Annotated in this window: 13 protein-coding genes; 4 read left to right on the top strand and 9 right to left on the bottom strand. The window is 68.5% G+C overall.

The annotated features are described in order from the left end of the window. Nucleotides 1–141: 141 nt before the first annotated feature. Nucleotides 142–819, bottom strand: coding sequence for a TetR/AcrR family transcriptional regulator (locus CJ022_RS09200; protein WP_101926351.1), 678 nt, complete (start codon nt 817–819; stop codon nt 142–144). An 89-nt stretch (nt 820–908) separates the two neighbouring features. On the opposite strand from CJ022_RS09200, the gene CJ022_RS09205 reads away from it, so the two are divergent. Next, nucleotides 909–2,063: an efflux RND transporter periplasmic adaptor subunit gene (locus tag CJ022_RS09205; protein WP_233198671.1), complete on the top strand. Its 1,155-nt coding sequence runs from the start codon at nt 909–911 to the stop codon at nt 2,061–2,063. Nucleotides 2,064–2,211: 148 nt separating this feature from the next. Next, complete coding sequence (locus tag CJ022_RS09210; RefSeq protein ID WP_101926352.1) at nt 2,212–5,382, top strand: efflux RND transporter permease subunit; 3,171 nt, start codon at nt 2,212–2,214, stop codon at nt 5,380–5,382. A 108-nt stretch (nt 5,383–5,490) separates the two neighbouring features. Here the strand turns inward: CJ022_RS09210 and CJ022_RS09215 are convergent, their stop codons facing one another. From CJ022_RS09215 to CJ022_RS09225, 4 genes are all read right to left on the bottom strand, one after another. Continuing rightward, nucleotides 5,491–6,678 carry an HD-GYP domain-containing protein gene (locus CJ022_RS09215; protein WP_101926353.1) on the bottom strand — a complete coding sequence of 396 codons (1,188 nt, stop codon included), beginning with the start codon at nt 6,676–6,678 and terminating at the stop codon, nt 5,491–5,493. Between the two features lie 225 nt (nt 6,679–6,903). Beyond that, complete coding sequence (locus tag CJ022_RS16765) at nt 6,904–7,170, bottom strand: hypothetical protein (RefSeq protein ID WP_143703927.1); 267 nt, start codon at nt 7,168–7,170, stop codon at nt 6,904–6,906. 68 nt (nt 7,171–7,238) lie between these two features. Then, the gene (locus CJ022_RS09220) at nt 7,239–7,871 is read right to left on the bottom strand and encodes a PH domain-containing protein (RefSeq protein ID WP_199171471.1); all 633 of its coding nucleotides are present in this window, start codon (nt 7,869–7,871) and stop codon (nt 7,239–7,241) included. Between the two features lie 92 nt (nt 7,872–7,963). Further along, nucleotides 7,964–8,605 (bottom strand): DUF998 domain-containing protein, encoded by a 642-nt coding sequence (locus CJ022_RS09225; protein ID WP_101926355.1) that lies wholly within the window; start codon nt 8,603–8,605, stop codon nt 7,964–7,966. 1,161 nt (nt 8,606–9,766) lie between these two features. On the opposite strand from CJ022_RS09225, the gene CJ022_RS09230 reads away from it, so the two are divergent. Beyond that, nucleotides 9,767–10,009 carry a hypothetical protein gene (locus tag CJ022_RS09230; RefSeq protein WP_101926356.1) on the top strand — a complete coding sequence of 81 codons (243 nt, stop codon included), beginning with the start codon at nt 9,767–9,769 and terminating at the stop codon, nt 10,007–10,009. Between the two features lie 487 nt (nt 10,010–10,496). Then, a complete protein-coding gene (locus CJ022_RS09235) occupies nt 10,497–10,871 on the top strand; it encodes a tyrosine-type recombinase/integrase (RefSeq protein ID WP_304442100.1) in 375 nt (124 codons plus the stop codon). Between the two features lie 11 nt (nt 10,872–10,882). On the opposite strand, the gene ilvD is transcribed toward CJ022_RS09235, so the two are convergent. The 4 genes from ilvD to leuC all read right to left on the bottom strand — a co-directional run bounded on the left by ilvD (nt 10,883) and on the right by leuC (nt 16,281). After that, nucleotides 10,883–12,733, bottom strand: coding sequence for a dihydroxy-acid dehydratase (ilvD, locus tag CJ022_RS09240; RefSeq protein ID WP_101926358.1), 1,851 nt, complete (start codon nt 12,731–12,733; stop codon nt 10,883–10,885). A 375-nt stretch (nt 12,734–13,108) separates the two neighbouring features. Next, nucleotides 13,109–14,197 (bottom strand): 3-isopropylmalate dehydrogenase, encoded by a 1,089-nt coding sequence (gene leuB, locus CJ022_RS09245; protein ID WP_101926359.1) that lies wholly within the window; start codon nt 14,195–14,197, stop codon nt 13,109–13,111. Further along, nucleotides 14,187–14,768, bottom strand: coding sequence for a 3-isopropylmalate dehydratase small subunit (gene leuD, locus CJ022_RS09250; protein WP_101926360.1), 582 nt, complete (start codon nt 14,766–14,768; stop codon nt 14,187–14,189). Before leuD ends, leuB begins: the two co-directional genes overlap by 11 nt. Before the next feature lie 85 nt (nt 14,769–14,853). After that, complete coding sequence (leuC, locus tag CJ022_RS09255) at nt 14,854–16,281, bottom strand: 3-isopropylmalate dehydratase large subunit (RefSeq protein ID WP_101926361.1); 1,428 nt, start codon at nt 16,279–16,281, stop codon at nt 14,854–14,856. Between the last annotated feature and the right edge of the window lie 107 nt (nt 16,282–16,388).

Consider the following 16,388-nt stretch of genomic DNA (forward strand, 5'->3'; position numbering starts at 1 on the left):
CGGTTCCTGTCTACCAGCGCGCAATTCTAGCGGGCGCGGGCCTGGGGTCATCATCGCGGGGGTGGCGGGTGCGACGCAGTGCCGGAAGTCATCGAGACTGCTGGCACCACGCGGCAGGCGGTCATGCGGCGGCGGGCCGGCTCAGCGCTCGCGCCCGTAGGCGCGCAGGAACATGTCGACCGACGCCTCCAGGTGCGCGCGCCGGAGCTCGGCGCAGCGGTCCGCATCGGCGTCGCAGTCGAAGACCATGCGCTGGTGGAGGTCGCCCTTGACCAGCACGAAGAACTGGGCGGCGGCGACGGCGGGATCGTCGATGTCCAGGTCGCCATGCTCGATGCGCCGCTGCAGCAGTGCCGCGAACTCGGCCTGCACGCGCAACGGACCGCCTTCCCAGAAGCGCTGGGCGAGGCGCTTCTCGACCATCTGCGGCGTGCACAGCAGGCGGTGGCCGGCGACGGCCTCCGGCGCGCTGATCATCGTGAAGAACGCATCGGCGACTTCCAGCAGGCGCTGGCGCACCGGTGTGTCGGGCGCGGGCTCGAATACCGAGGCCGGCATCTGCTGCTCGCAGTACGCGGCGGCGGCGGCCGTGAACAGCGTGTCCTTGTCGCCGAAGTGGCTGTAGACCGTCAGCTTGGAGACGCCGGCCTCGGCCGCGATCTGGTCCATGCTGACGCCTTCATAGCCCTGCTGCAGGAACATCCGCTCGGCGGCTTCGAGGATTGCCGCGCGCTTGGCCAGGTCCTTGGGACGGCCAGGACCTGCCGCAGGACGGGGGTCGGAGGCGGAATCGTCGGTGGCGCGGGCAGGTGTGGACATCGCGGAATACTATACCAACGGGTTCTATAAATATACGATACGCGCCAGTACATTAATCCCCGACTTCCGGAATGCTGCGCGTGAACGCGATGCCCATGACCCATTCCTCTTCTTCTTTTGCCCCGGCGCGGCTGCGCGCGACCGCGGTGCTCGCTGCGCTCGTGCTCGCGGCCTGCGGCGACGGGGCGCCGGTGCCCGACACCGCACAGCCCGTGCTCGTCGTGCGGCCGGGCGACCTCGCCAACGACGGCGTCGGCGCCTACGCCGGTGAGATCCGCGCGCGCGAGGAAAGCCCGCTGTCGTTCCAGGTCGGCGGCCGCCTCGTACGCCGCCTGGTCGACGCGGGCGAGCACGTGACCCGCGGCCAGGTGCTGGCCGAGATCGATCCCGGCGACCTGCGGTTGCAGGCGCAGTCCGCGCAGGCCCAGCTGGCGTCGGCGGAAGCCGAGTACGCCCGCGCCCGCACCGATCGCGCGCGCTACGCGACGCTCGTCGACGAGCAGCTGGTCAGCCGCTCGCAGATGGACCAGCAGGACGCCGCCTACAAGGCCGCCGAGGCGCAGGTGCGCGCCGCGCGGGCGCAGACCGACGTCGCGCGCAACCAGGCCGGCTACACCCAGCTGCGCGCGCCGCGCGACGGGGTGATCGCCAATCGCCAGGCCGAAGCGGGCGAAGTCGTGGCCGCCGGCCAGCCGATCTTCACGCTCGCCGGCGATGCCGGACGCGAGGTCGCGATCGCGCTGCCGGAATCGCGGATCGCGGGCTTCCGGGTCGGCCAGACCGCGCGAGTCGAGCTGTGGAACCGGCCCGGCACGCAGTTCGAAGGCCGCATCAGCGAGATCGCGGCCGCCGCCGATCCGCAGGCGCGCACCTATGCCGCGCGGGTCGCCCTCGACCTGCCCGGCGACGCCGCGGTCGAACTCGGCCAGAGCGCTCGGGTGTATCTCGCCGGCGATGGCGCCGAGCCGATGTCGCTGCCGCTGTCGGCGATCCAGCCCGGCGCCGACGGCGGCAAGTCGGTGTGGGTCGTCGATCCGCAGCGCCGCGCCGTCGTGGCGACCCCGGTCTCGGTCGGCGCCTATGGCGCGCGGACAGTGCCGGTCCGCGAGGGCCTGACGGCCGATGCGCTGGTCGTCGCCGCGGGCGGGCATCTGCTGCGCGACGGCCAGGTCGTGACCCCGGTGGATCGCGACAATCGCCCGGTGCCGCTGGCGCCGCTGTCGGACACGGCGACGACGCCGTGACGTCGCGGGCCCCCTGTGTTCGCAGGTCCGCTGCGGCCTGCGCGTGCGCGTGGCTGCCTGGCCGTCGTCGCGCCGCCGCGATGCGCGGCATCATCGGTCCCGACCCGGTCCACCACGCCCCCGCGCGCCGCCACGGAACCGCCTGCCGATGAGCCGCTTCAACCTGTCCGAATGGGCGCTCGGCAACCGCACCCTGGTGCTGTACCTGATGCTGGTCGTCGCGATCGCCGGCATCTTTTCCTATTCGCGCCTCGGCCAATCCGAGGATCCGCCGTTCACCTTCAAGGCGATGGTGATCCAGACCCAATGGCCGGGTGCGACCGCCGAACAGGTGGCGCTGCAGGTCACCGAGCGCATCGAACGCAAACTGATGGAAACCGGCGACTACGAGTTCGTCCGCTCGTACTCGCGTCCGGGCGAATCGCAGGTGATCTTCTTCGCGCGCGACTCGATGCACTCCGACGAGATCCCGGACCTCTGGTACCAGGTCCGCAAGAAGGTCGGCGACCTGCGACCACAGTTGCCTCAGGACATCGTCGGCCCGTTCTTCAACGACGAGTTCGGCGACACCTTCGGCAACATCTACGCGCTGACGGGCGACGGCTTCGACTACGCGATCAAGAAGGACTATGCCGACCGCATCCAGCGCGAGCTGCAACGGGTCGACGATGTCGGCAAGGTCGAGCTGGTCGGCCTGCAGGACGAGAAGGTCTGGATCGAGGTCAGCAACACGCGTCTGGCGACGCTCGGCATTCCGATGGCCGCGGTGCAGCAGGCGCTGGCGGAGCAGAACGCGATCGTGCCCGCCGGCTTCTTCGAGACCGCCGATGCGCGCGTGCAGCTGCGCGTCGACGGCGCGTTCCGTTCGGTCGAGGGCATCCGCGCGTTCCCGATCCGCGCCGGCGACCGCACCGTGCGGCTCGGCGACATCGCGACCGTCGAGCGCGGCTTCGCCGATCCCGCCGCGCCGCGCATGCGCTTCATGGGCGAGGACGCGATCGGTCTCGCGGTGGCGATGCACGACGGCGGCGACATCCTGCGGCTGGGTCGCGCGCTGGAGACCGAGTTCGCGCGGCTGCAGGAGACGCTGCCCGCCGGTCTCGAGCTGCGCAAGGTCTCCGACCAGCCGCGCGCCGTGCGCGATTCGGTCGGCGAGTTCGTCACGGTGCTGGCCGAAGCCGTCGTCATCGTGCTGCTGGTGAGCTTCCTGTCGCTCGGCTTCCGCACCGGTCTCGTCGTCGCGGTGTCGATCCCGCTGGTGCTGGCCATGACCTTCATCGCGATGGACCAGTTCGGCATCGGCCTGCACAAGATCTCGCTCGGTGCGCTGGTGCTCGCGCTCGGGCTGATGGTCGACGACGCGATCATCGCCGTCGAGATGATGGCCATCCGCATGGAGCAGGGCGACAGCCGCCTGACCGCCGCCAGTTACGCGTGGACGCACACCGCGTTCCCGATGTTGACCGGCACCCTGGTCACCGCGGCCGGCTTCCTGCCGATCGCGACCGCGGCGTCGAGCACCGGCGAGTACACGCGCTCGCTGTTCCAGGTGGTGACGATCGCGCTGGTCGTGTCGTGGGTCGCGGCGGTGCTGTTCATTCCGTGGCTCGGTGAGAAGATGCTCCCCGATCTCGCCAATCCGCAGCCGCCGAAGCCGGGCTCGCTGGCCGCGCGGTGGCGCGGCGCACGCACGCGCGCAGCCGATCGCTGGCCGGCGTTCGCCTTTGCGCTGGCGCCGCGCGAGCCCCATGCGCACGACCACGATCCCTACCAGCGCCCGTTCTACCGCCGCTTCCGCAGCTGGCTGCACTGGTCGCTGCGCCATCGCTGGCTGGTGATCGGCGCGACCGCGGCGCTGTTCGTGCTGTCGCTGGCGTTGTTCCGCTTCGTGCCGCAGCAGTTCTTCCCCGATTCCACCCGGCTGGAGCTGATGGTCGACGTGGAACTCGCCGAAGGCAGTTCACTGCGCGCGACCGAGGCCGCGGCCGCGCGCCTGGATGCGCTGCTCGACGGGCATCCGGGCGTCGACAACCGCGTGGCCTACGTCGGTACCGGCTCGCCGCGCTTCTATCTGCCGCTCGACCAGCAGCTGCCGCAGGCGAACTTCGCCCAGTTCGTCGTCACCACTGCGGATGTCGACGCGCGCGAGCGCATCCGCGGCTGGCTCATCGACGAGGTCGCGCCGCAGTTCCCCGAGCTGCAGCTGCGCGTGACCCGGCTCGAGACCGGCCCGCCGGTCGGCTATCCGATCCAGCTGCGGGTGTCGGGCGAACACGTCGAGCGCGTGCGCGAGATCGCGAACGCCGTCGCCGGGCAGGTGCGCGCCAATCCGCACGTCGCCAACGTCAACCTGGACTGGGACGAACCCAGCAAGATCGTCCAGCTGGTCGTCGACCAGGAACGCGCGCGCGTGCTCGGCATCAGCTCCCAGCAGCTGGCGCAGTTCCTGTCCGGCTCGCTGTCGGGCCTGCAGGTCAGCACCTACCGCGAGGGCAACGAGCTGATCGGCATCCAGATGCGCGGCACCGGCGACGAGCGCGCGCAGCTGGAGATGCTCGACAGTCTCGCCGTGCCGACCGCGAACGGCCAGGCCGTGCCGCTGTCGCAGATCGCCCGCCTGGAGTCGACGTTCGAGGACGGCATCATCTGGCACCGCGACCGTCTCCCCACCGTCACCGTGCGCGCCGACATCCGCGATGCGGAAACGCCGGCGACCGTCGTCGCGCAACTGCTGCCGACGCTCGAGGACATCCGCGCATCGATGCCGGACGGCTACCGCCTCGAGACCGGTGGCACCGTCGAGGATTCCGGCAAGGGCCAGGATTCGATCGGCGCCGGCATGCCGCTGTTCCTGTTCGTCGTCGTGTCGCTGCTGATGCTGCAGTTGCGCAGTTTCTCGCGCAGTGCGCTGGTGCTGCTCACCGCGCCGCTGGGCATGATCGGCGTGACCCTGTTCCTGCTGGTCTTCCGCGTGCCGTTCGGCTTCGTCGCGATGCTCGGCACGATCGCGCTGGCCGGCATGATCATGCGCAACTCGATCATCCTGGTCGACCAGATCGAGCAGGACATCGCCGCGGGCCACGCGCGCTGGGACGCGGTCATCGACGCCACGGTGCGCCGCTTCCGGCCGATCGTGCTGACCGCGCTCGCCGCGATCCTCGCGATGATCCCGCTGTCGCGCAGCGTGTTCTTCGGCCCGATGGCGGTGGCGATCATGGGCGGCCTCACCGTCGCGACGCTGCTGACGCTGACGTTCCTGCCGGCGCTCTACGCCGCGTGGTTCAAGGTGCGCGAGGACGAGGCGCCGAGGGCGGGATGAGTCGGGCGCCGTGCGCCGCGTCTTGCGGCACGGCGTGAGCCGCTGCACGTCACGGCGCACGCTGTGATCGACGCGCGCGTCCGGCCCGTGCGGATCAGGACATACCGATCACGGCAGCCAGAGTTTCTCGAGGTCGCGCAGGCCGAAGTCGGCGGGCGATTCGGATTGCAGGATGCGGTCTCGGTCGCCGGCCGTCGCCAGGTCGAGGTCGTGCATCAGGATCCGCGCGCGCCGCCGCAGGCAGTGGAACACGCGCACCCGCGGTTTCAGCAGCGCGCCCGGCACCTGTTCGATCACCACCGCCAGCTGCTGCGACTGCAGACGCACCAGCGTGCCGACCGGATAGATGCCCAGGCTTTTGACGAAGGCCTGGAAGATCACCGGATCGAAATGGCCGGTCCACGAGGCCATCTGCCGCAGCGCATCGGCGGGGCACCAGCCGCGCTTGTAGGGGCGGTCCGAGGTGATCGCGTCGTAGACGTCGCAGACCGCCGCCATCCGCGCCAGGCGCGAGATGTCCTCGCCCGACAGGCGACCGGGATACCCGGTGCCGTCCATCTTCTCGTGATGGCGCAGCGCGATGTCGAGCGCCGCCGCGTCGTCGACGCCGCTGTCGACCAGCAGTCGATGGCCGTCCTCGGGGTGCCGGCGCATCGTGTCGAACTCGTCGTCGGTCAGGCGCCCCGGCTTGTTGAGCACGTGCAGCGGCGACATCGCCTTGCCCATGTCGTGCAGCAGCCCGCCGCGCGCCGCGGCCTGCACCTCGTCTTCGGGCATGCCCAGGCCGCGGGCCAGCGCCGCCATCAGGCCGGCGACGGCCATCGAGTGGAGATACGTGTAGTCGTCGGCGGTCTTGAGCCGCGCCACGCTGACCAGCGCGTGCGGGTTGCGCAGCACCGACGCGCAGACCGCGCGGACCAGCGGCGTGACCGCGGCGGTGTCGACGCTACGACCCAGGCGCGCCTCGCCGAACATCGCCTCGACCAGGGCGCGGCCTTCCTGTAGCAGGTTGCGCGCGTGCCGCACTTCGGATTCGAAACTGCCTTCCTGCCGGGCCGGTGATGGCGGACGCGGGACGCAGTCCTGCAGCAGGCCGGGGGCGTCGGGCACTGCGACGGGTCGTGGCGCGGCGCTTCCGGACGACACGTCGGTATCGAGGCCCTGCTCGGTGTCGATGACCAGCGCGTCGATACCGCTGTCGCGGATGCGCGCGACCGCGTCCGCATGCCACGCGCCGGACAGGCGCTGGACGTACATTCCCGGTCGAAGCTGGTCGGATCGGATCGTGCGGAGCATGCGTCGGCCGTCGGGCGGGCGGAGCGGGTGTCGGGCCGTCGCCATCCCACCCCACCGCCCGTCAGCGCGCACCGCGCTGACGCATCCGCACGGTCGGGAATGGACATGGAGACGCCCGTGTCCGTATCGGCCGATCGACGGAGGACTTGAGTCGGCGTGCGGAGGCGGGCTGCGCCAGAACAAGGTCGAGGAATCGCGACCCCGTTTCACGCGGGGCCGGTGTGCTCAGTCGGCCTTGCGATGCTGCCAGCGCTGGAGCAATTCGCTGCCCAGCACACCCACGCACGCGCCCGTCAGGCCGAACAGCGCGACGCGCTCGAACACGAACAGCCCGATGGCCATCCCGATCACGAAGCCAGCGATCAGGCAAGCCGCATGCCGCCATCGCGCGATGCCTTCACTCGCCGTACCGGTTCGAGACGCTGTTGGCTGCATGCCGGGTTCCAAGTGCTGCGTGGTCGTGACTGCGCCATCCGGTTGCGATCTGTCCATGCGTGACGTCCTTGTGGTGATAGCGCCGGCCCGAAGTGGAGCCGGATGTTCTTGCGGCCGCCTCGCTGTCAGCGGGCCGCCGCGTTGCGCCCCGCATCGAGCTCGGCCAGAAACCGCGCCCGATCGCGAGGCGAGATCATCACCGATCGTCCCGGTCCGTAATCGATGCGCAGCCGGTTCAGCGACAGCGCGGGACTGGAGAGCGGATTCGTGCTGGGCGTGACCGCCGTGATGTCGGCAAGCGGAATACGCCATGAGAAGGGTCCGGAACGGACCAGTAACCGGTCATGCACCACGGTGTAGTGCGTCGATTCCAACAACCAGAGCGGCAGCCCGGCACCGATGGCGGCCGTGAATACGGCGATCAGCGCACCTGCGATTGTGGGCGATCGGGACACCACCAGGACGGCGGCGGCCAGTGAGATCGCGGCCGCGCCGCCGAGCACTGCGAGCAGCCAGGGATCGATCCTGGAGCGGTACTCGTTGGCCATTGCGTCCTTGCCCTGGTTGAGCCGGGTGCCAGTTGAACCCACGCGGGCGTTAGGTTCAAGCCGGTCGCGTTGCGCGCGGCCCGGGCGTTTGCCGTGCGGGATGCCGGACGGCGAGGTGGTCGACCTGCCGGATTCAAGCAATAACGTGCGCCGCCGCCGGGCGTCGTCGTGTGCGACGTAGTTGGCGTTCGGAGGAGGTCTTCTTTCCACGCGCAGGCGTGCGTCGGGAACCGGGTGCGGTGCGCGCCTCCAGGCCAGGCGAGGAGGTCGGCTCGCTCAAAGCCGTGATGTCTCTCGCGACGCTACTCTGCGTCGGCCAACCGGACCGCCTCACGCTGGAGGCGGGCGCTGCGACGGACATGGACCACGCAGGTCAGAATCCAGACGCACAGCGACACCTCGATCACGCGTTGCGCGAGTCCCGGAAAGCCGGAATCCGGATCCATCGCGGGCAGCGCCGCGATTGCAACGACCCAGCAGAGAATGCCGAGCGGAAAGAGATGCGTTCCCCCAGGCCATCTACGTGCCTGGATCCCGAGAATGAGTAGCCCGGTGATTCCGGCCAGATAGCCTGTGATGGCCATGACATCGTGAATGACCTGGCTCGGTGTCGGATCGCGCGGGCGGCAGCCCGTATCACAGGGGAAGAACCCGGCCACGGTCAGGCCGAAGGCGCAGTAGGCGATCGCCGTGAAGCCGAGCCACGTCCAAGGGGCGCGCGGCAGCGCCAGCGGCGCAGTGAAGGCGAACACCATCAACAGAATTCCTGCGGGTACGAAACCCAGCCAGTTCAGGGTATGCGAGTCGGGCGCTCCAGCGGCGCCGAGCTCGCTCATGTACTGGCTGACATGACTGTATCCAGCGACGCTGGAGCCACCCCAGACCACGACGAGCAGCAGAAGCGCGTAGCTCAACACTGCAGACCAGAATGCCATCCTTGCCATGCTTCGATCCTCTCCTGTTGATCCGCTTGAGCCCGGTCACCGTGCCGGCGGCTTACCGGTGGGAGGTGCCCTCGTGGTACAGCATCTGCCATCCCGCCGCGTGTCTGCGCCAGGTGAAGTTGGGTAGCGAGCGAGCCTTGGCGTTCCCCACCCATCCTGTCGACGCATACGTAGCCAGTATTGCGTCTGTCCCAAGCGCAAAAGGACTTGCCTGACGTTGATCAGAGCCGAGCTGACCAGCCACGGTCACGGGGCTGACCTCGACTCCTGCGACGCGAGCCGGTTCCGGCTTGAACGAACTTTTGAGCCATGGCGGGACGAGCACGGAACCGGAGGAATCGCAGCACCTGGCGCTAGATGAGAATAGATCTCCACCCTGACCAGTCGCCACTTTCTGTCCAGGTTCTGGAAGACATAGCGGGCATCGGCGTGGCCCCCGGCGGGGCCGAGCATGACCGAGACCCGGTCCTCGGTCTCCGATTCCGGGGCGCGATACGTTGCGCCACTCTCCGTCAACCGACTGGAGCTGGGCAGGACGTGCCAGCCTGCTTCATACAGTTCCATAACCGTGCACTGGTTGGCCCGGGGCTTCCCGGTGTCATTCCCATCGCTTCGAAACTCTTCGACAATCACGAGACCCGGATCCGCTCGTGACGCAAGAAGCGCGGGGCTGGCCCGCATTCTCGCGAACGCAGAGGCGAAGTCTTCCTTGGACTTTTCAGTCGGTGACAGCGTGCAAGCGCTTAAGGCGCCAACTGCGACAACAATTGCTGCGGACGATCGCATTGTTAGAGCGCCTGTAAGAGCGACGCCGAGACGCAGCGTCGGCGTGCACGAACTATCAAGTCTCCATTGACTGCGTGTAGATACGCGCTTGGCAACGTAAAGAATGACGCCAGAAAGCAGCCAGAACCAGCAGATGGCGCCTAATATATATGCGGAATCGAGGCGCCTGTACTCTGAAGAGATCGCCCCGGTACGTGGTGTGCGAGCTACGGGTGCGAGGAGCTGATCCGGCGATATTTCAGTAGCACTAGGAAACCGCGCGCACGTGAATAATTGCTTTCCCGACCTAATCGACCGCCGGCTACGCTGCGGAATGTTGCAACTCGCGGCGAGCCCGTATTCTACGCTCGCCTATGACCACTCCAAGGAACTGTCGTGACCGCCTCTCGTAGCCATCTGGATATTACCCTCGCTTCGATCGAAATCTTCAATAACGATGGACTGCTGGATGGTGCCGAGCTGGACAAGCTGCTCCAGCTGGCTGAGCGGGACAGTGTTTTTGACGACGACGAAAAGCGGGTGCTTGGAAAGATCTTCGCCCAAGCCGAGCAGACCAGGCTGGACCCTCTTGTGGCCGATCGCATCACCACCATTCGCGCGCGCCACGCCATTACGTGAGGCTTCTAGGTCCTATCCGCTTACCTCAATTTGCAGTTGCACTCGACGGGAACAGCACCCGGGTGTCGCGGTGCCCCTCCTAAAACCTCAAGGCAAGTCGTGCCGAGGACGCCGGATTGCGTGAGTGAAAGCTGTCGAACAGTCTCGAAAACGGCTTTGTCATCAACTCTGTACGCCGGCGTCTTAGACGCTGGCGCGCCAAGCCTGAGTAATTCCTGTTTCAGGAATGGAGCGCCAGTCTCAGGCCGACCAACGTGACATCGATACCTACCCAGTCAACGCAGGCAGAGCCCTCAGGATTTGGGTTGCCGAGTTGGGTGCCTCCTCGGTCACCTCACCCAATCCCGCCTCATGCAGCGACGTGTACAAGGGATTCCCGCAGTCGCCGCCTCGAGCAAGCGGCATTATTGATTCTGGATCTTGACGAATACAGATGTCGTCGAAGGAGAAGCGGCTTCGAGGCCCACCTCAGTTTGAGTTGCGAACCATGCCAATGGAGCAGCTGCCGAACGCATCAGCGGAGTGGTACTTGCAGTATGTGTTTCCGGCCAAGCGCCGGAGCCTAGATCCCCGTGATGGCGTGGAGCGGCGTCATCATCTCGGCGATGGGGCGTTGACGCGGGGCCTGAAGACCTTCTGCAACCGCGCGGGTCTCATCAAGCGGGTGTCGGCACACACGCTGCGCCACTCTTTTGCCACGCACCTGATCGAGCGCGGCCACGACATCCGCACGGTGCAGGAGCTGCTGGGCCACAAGGATGTCGCGACGACGCAGATCTACGTGCATGTGCTGGGGCGCGGGGCGAATGCGGTTCTGAGCCCGTTAGACCGCTTGCCGACGCCAGGTCAGGCCGGATCCTGATCCGATTGGGCTCACCCGTCCAGCAGCGCGCGGTCACGCACCGCGCCCTTGTCGGCGCTGGTGGCGAGCAGCGCATAGGCCTTCAGCGCGGTGCTGATCCGACGCGGACGCGCGCGTTCGGGTTTCCAGCCGCGCGTTTGCTGCGCATCGCGGCGTGCGGCGAGTTCCGCGTCGTCGACCAGCAACCCGATCGCGCGCGCGGGAATGTCGATGCGGATGCGGTCGCCGTCGCGCACCAACGCAATCGCGCCGCCCGCCGCCGCTTCCGGCGACACATGCCCGATCGACAGGCCGGACGTGCCACCCGAGAACCGGCCATCGGTCAGCAGTGCGCACGTCGCGCCGAGTCCCTTCGATTTCAGGTAGCTCGTCGGATACAGCATCTCCTGCATGCCCGGGCCGCCCTTGGGGCCTTCATAGCGGATCACGACGACCTCGCCCGGCTGCACCACGTCGTCGAGGATGCCGGCGACGGCGTCCTCCTGGCTTTCGAAGACGCGCGCCGGGCCTTCGAACACGTGGATCGCCGCATCCACGCCGGCGGTCTTGACCACGCAGCCGTCGGCGGCGAGGTTGCCGGTGAGCACGGCGAGGCCGCCTTCGGCCGAATAGGCGTTCGCAACGTCGCGGATGCAGCCGCCCGCGCGATCGGCGTCGAGCGTGTCCCAGCGCGTCGCCTGGCTGAAGGCGGTCTGGGTGGGAATGCCGGCCGGGCCGGCGCGGAAGAAGGTGTGCACGCCCTCGTCTGCGTTGACGTCGATGTCCCAGGCGGCGATCGCGTCGGCCAGCGTGCGCGCGTGTACGGTCGCGACACCGGTGTGCAGCAGGCCGCCGCGGGCCAGCGCGCCGAGAATCGCGGGAATGCCGCCGGCGCGGTGCACGTCCTCGACGTGGTAGTCGGGCGAGTTCGGCGCCACCTTGCACAGCTGCGGCACGCGCCGGGAGAGACGGTCGATATCGGCCATCGTGAAGTCGACCTCCGCTTCCTGCGCGGCCGCCAGCAGGTGCAGGATCGTATTGGTCGAGCCGCCCATCGCGATGTCGAGCGTCATCGCATTCTCGAACGCCTCGAACGTCGCGATGCCGCGCGGCAGCGCGGATGGATCTTCGGCGCCGTACCAGCGGTGGCACAGCTCGACCACGGTGCGGCCGGCGCGCAGGAACAGCTGTTCGCGATCGGCATGCGTCGCCAGCAGCGTGCCGTTGCCCGGTAGCGATAGCCCCAGCGCTTCGGTCAGGCAGTTCATCGAATTCGCGGTGAACATGCCCGAGCACGAGCCGCAGGTCGGGCAGGCGCTGCGTTCGACCGCGGCGACCTGTTCGTCGCTCGCGGCCGGGTCCGCCGCCAGCACCATCGCGTCGACGAGATCGAGCTTGCGCCCCGCGTCGCCATTCGCGAGCCGGGTCTTGCCCGCTTCCATCGGCCCGCCGGAGACGAACACCACCGGCACGTTGAGCCGCAGCGCCGCCATCAGCATGCCGGGCGTGATCTTGTCGCAGTTGGAGATGCACACCAGCGCATCGGCGCAGTGCGCATTGACCATGTACTCCACGGCGTCGGCGATCAGCTCGCGGCTCGGTAGCGAATACAGCATGCCGTCGTGTCCCATCGCGATGCCGTCGTCGACGGCGATGGTATTGAACTCCTTGGCCACGCCGCCGACGCGTTCGATCTCCCGCGCCACCAGCTGGCCCATGTCCTTGAGGTGCACGTGACCGGGCACGAACTGGGTGAATGAATTGGCGACCGCGACGATGGGCTTGTGGAAATCGCCATCGGTCATGCCGGTCGCGCGCCAGAGCGCACGTGCGCCGGCCATGTTGCGACCGAAGGTGGAGGTTCTGGAGCGGTAGTCGGGCATTCGGACACTCGGGGCGGTGGGCACGGGTGATCGGTGACACGTTTAGCGGTGAGCGCAGTCTTGGCGTTTTGAACACGCCCGTGGTCTCCGCAAAGGCACGATTCCTGCGTTTTCAAGCGATTGAAGCAGAAGGCGCTGGATTGACCAGCCGTTCGGCGTTTGAAACAAAAGCATCCGCTTTCGCGGGAATGACGCGCAGGAGCGGACGTACTCAGACGTTCCCGAGAGCGAAGACGCGGGCAGACCCGTCTTCCGCACGGTCCGGACGCGCTGCCTGCGTCGGAGCGACGATGAGCCGGTGGTCCCGGCCGAACGCGACCTTCATTGAAGCGGTCAACGGAGCAGCGGAGCCCGGCGCGGTTACGGTCATGGCACTCAATCCCGCAGCTCGGCGACCTGGCAGGTCGTCTCGATCCGCTCCAGCACCGCGGCCGTGACCTCGCGTGTCGAGCGTGCGTCGCCGCCGGCCGCGAGGTCCGCACTGAACACGCCGTCCTCCAGCGCCGTGTCGACCGCCTGCTCGATGCACGCGGCCTCCATCGACAGCCCCAGCGAGTAGCGCAGCAGCAGCGCCGCACTGAGGATCGTGCCGTAGGGATTGGCGATGCCCTGGCCGGCGATGTCGGGCGCGGAGCCGTGGATCGGCTCGTACATTCCGACGCTGCCATCGCCCAGCGACGCCGACGGCAGCAGGCCCAGCGAACCGGCCAGCATCGAGGCCTCGTCGGTGAGGATGTCGCCGAACATGTTCTCGGTGACGATCACATCGAACGCGCGAGGCTTGGACAGCAGGTGCATCGCCATCGAGTCCACCAGCTGGTGTTCCAGGGTGATGTCGGGGAATTCGTCGCGGGCGATGCGCGTGGCGACGTCGCGCCACAGCCGCGAGGTTTCCAGCACGTTGGCCTTGTCGACCGAGGTCACGTGGCCGCGGCGGCCGCGCGCCAGCAGGCAGGCGCGGCGCACGACACGCTCGATCTCGGCGACGGTGTACGTACACAGGTCGCTGGCGGCATCGGCGGTGCGCGTGCGCGCGCCGAAGTAGATGCCACCGGTGAGCTCGCGCACGACCAGCAGGTCGACGCCGGCCAGCAGGTGCGGCTTGATCGGCGAGGCGCCGATGGCGGCATTGTGCGGGCGGGTCGGCCGCAGGTTGGCGTACAGGCCCAGCGCCTTGCGGATCGCCAGCAGGCCCTGTTCGGGCCGGACGGCAGCATTCGGATCCGACCATTTCGGGCCGCCCACGGCGCCCAGCAGCACCGCATCGGCGTCGCGCGCCGCGGCGAGCGTGGCATCGGGCAGGGGCGTGCTGGTGGCGTCGATTGCGGCGCCGCCGATCAGGTGCTCGTGCAGTGCGAAGCGATGGCCGTAGCGGCGCGCGACCGCCTGCAGCACCTCGACGGCGGCGGCGGTGACTTCGGGTCCGATGCCGTCGCCCGGCAGTACGACGATGTCAGCATGCATGGTTGCGCTCCTCATAGCGTTGGATGTCGGCGTCGCGCGCCAGCAGATAACCCATTTCGTCGACGCCTTCGAGCAGGCAGGTGCGCGCGAACGCGTCGAGCGGAAAGGCATGGACGGTGCCGCCCGGCGTGCGCAGCTCGCGGGCGACGATGTCGATCTCGAGCACGTCGTCGGGCCGCGCCATCAGCGCCTGCACGTCGGCCTCGGGCAGCACGATCGGCAGCAGCCCGTTCTTCAGCGCGTTGTTGCGGAAGATGTCGGCGATCTCGCTGCTGACGATCGCGCGCAGGCCCAGGTCGCGCAGCGCCCAGGGCGCATGTTCGCGCGAAGACCCGCAGCCGAAGTTGCGCCCGGCGATCAGGATCTCGCGACCGGTGTTGTGTGCCTGGTTGAACGCGAACGCCGGGTTCGGCGTGCCGTCCTCGCGCCAGCGCCAGTCGTTGAAGGCATGGCGGCCCAGGCCCTGGCGCTCGGTCGTCGACAGGAACCGCGCGGGGATGATCTGGTCGGTATCGACGTTGGTCTCGCGCAGCACGACGCTGGCGGACACGATGGCGCTGAAGGCGGTCATGGCTGGTGCGCCATGTGGGCGGCCGTCACGCAGTGGATCGGGTCAGCAGGGGCGCCGGTTGCCCGGCACCGTTGGCAGGACGGCGTCATGCGACCTCCCTGCGGTCGTCGGACAGCTCGCGTGGATCGGCGACGACACCGCGGACCGCAGCCCACGCCGCCGTCATCGGCGAGGCGAGGAGGGTGCGCGAGCCGGGTCCCTGGCGGCCCTCGAAATTGCGGTTGCTGGTGCTGACGGCGAGCTGGCCCGGCGCGACCAGGTCGCCGTTCATCGCGATGCACATCGAGCAGCCGGGCTCGCGCCATTCGGCGCCGGCGGCGCGCACGATGGCGTCGATGCCTTCGGCCTCGGCCGCGCGCTTGACGATCTCCGAGCCCGGCACGACGAGCATGCGCACATGCGGCGCGACGCGGCGGTCGCGCAGGACCTGCGCCACCTCGCGCATGTCGCCGAGCCGGCCGTTGGTGCACGAGCCGACGAAGACGACGTCGACGCGCGTGCCGGCCAGGGTGTCGCCGGCGCGCAGCTGCATGTAGTCGAGACCCTTCTGCGCGGCGACGTCGGCGGCCGCGGGAATCGGCACGTCGACGCCGATCGCGGTACCCGGATGGGTGCCCCAGGTCAGCGTGGGGCGGATGTCGGCCGCATCGATGTGGACCTCAACGTCGAAGCGCGCGCCGGCGTCGCTGCGCAGCGTGCGCCAGCGCGCAACGGCGGCGTCGAACTCGGCCCCCTTCGGGCCGCGCGGCGTGCGCGCGATCCAGTCGAATGTGGTGGCATCGGGCGCCACCATGCCCGCGCGCGCGCCGGCTTCGATCGACATGTTGCACAGGGTCATGCGCTGCTCCATGTCCATCGCGTCGATGGTCGAGCCGCGGTATTCGATGACGTGGCCGGTGCCGCCGTTGACGCCGATGACGCCGATCGCGTGCAGGATCACGTCCTTGGCGCCGACGCCCGGTGCCAGCACGCCGTCGACGGTGATCGCCATCGTCTTCGCCTTGCGCTGCAGCAGGCATTGCGTGGCCAGCACGTTGCCGACTTCGCTGGTGCCGATGCCGAAGGCCAGCGCGCCGAACGCGCCGTGGGTCGAGGTGTGGCTGTCGCCGCAGACGATGGTCATGCCGGGCAGGGTGAAGCCCTGTTCGGGCGCGATCACGTGGACGATGCCGCGGCTGTCGGACGCCATGTCGAAGAGTTCGATGCCGTGCTCGGCGCAGTTCGCGGCCAGCATCTCGACCTGCGCGCGCGCGGCGTCGTTCGCATACGGCAGGCGGCCGTTGGCATCGGCCGGCAGCGTGGGGGTGGAATGGTCCATCGTCGCCTTGGTGCGATCCGGGCGACGCGGCGCGAGGCCGCGTTCGCGCAGTGCGGTGAAGGCCTGCGGCGAGGTGACCTCGTGGATCAGGTGCAGGTCGATGTACAGCACCGCGGGCGCAGCCTCGCTTTCGGGCGTGACGACGTGGGCGTCCCACAGTTTGTCGAACAGGGTTTTCGGTGGACTGGCGGTCATCTGGATGCGTGTCTTGTGTAGGCGCACGTCGGCGCGCGATGTGGTGTGGCCTGTGAAGTGCGTTCGCGGGCGAGCGCGCGTCTCAGGGGACTGCGGTCCGGTGCCGG

It is taken from the genome of Luteimonas rhizosphaerae (assembly GCF_002849595.1).
In the GTDB taxonomy this organism is placed as follows: domain Bacteria; phylum Pseudomonadota; class Gammaproteobacteria; order Xanthomonadales; family Xanthomonadaceae; genus Luteimonas; species Luteimonas cellulosilyticus.

What these genes read in the sequence shown, in the direction of transcription:
- CJ022_RS09200 (WP_101926351.1), bottom strand. Translation starts at nt 819, where the DNA reads ATGTCCACACCTGCCCGCGCCACCGACGATTCCGCCTCCGACCCCCGT.
- CJ022_RS09205 (WP_233198671.1), top strand. Translation starts at nt 909, where the DNA reads ATGCCCATGACCCATTCCTCTTCTTCTTTTGCCCCGGCGCGGCTGCGC.
- CJ022_RS09210 (WP_101926352.1), top strand. Translation starts at nt 2,212, where the DNA reads ATGAGCCGCTTCAACCTGTCCGAATGGGCGCTCGGCAACCGCACCCTG.
- CJ022_RS09215 (WP_101926353.1), bottom strand. Translation starts at nt 6,678, where the DNA reads ATGCTCCGCACGATCCGATCCGACCAGCTTCGACCGGGAATGTACGTC.
- CJ022_RS16765 (WP_143703927.1), bottom strand. Translation starts at nt 7,170, where the DNA reads ATGGACAGATCGCAACCGGATGGCGCAGTCACGACCACGCAGCACTTG.
- CJ022_RS09225 (WP_101926355.1), bottom strand. Translation starts at nt 8,605, where the DNA reads ATGGCAAGGATGGCATTCTGGTCTGCAGTGTTGAGCTACGCGCTTCTG.
- CJ022_RS09235 (WP_304442100.1), top strand. Translation starts at nt 10,497, where the DNA reads ATGCCAATGGAGCAGCTGCCGAACGCATCAGCGGAGTGGTACTTGCAG.
- ilvD (WP_101926358.1), bottom strand. Translation starts at nt 12,733, where the DNA reads ATGCCCGACTACCGCTCCAGAACCTCCACCTTCGGTCGCAACATGGCC.
- leuB (WP_101926359.1), bottom strand. Translation starts at nt 14,197, where the DNA reads ATGCATGCTGACATCGTCGTACTGCCGGGCGACGGCATCGGACCCGAA.
- leuD (WP_101926360.1), bottom strand. Translation starts at nt 14,768, where the DNA reads ATGACCGCCTTCAGCGCCATCGTGTCCGCCAGCGTCGTGCTGCGCGAG.
- leuC (WP_101926361.1), bottom strand. Translation starts at nt 16,281, where the DNA reads ATGACCGCCAGTCCACCGAAAACCCTGTTCGACAAACTGTGGGACGCC.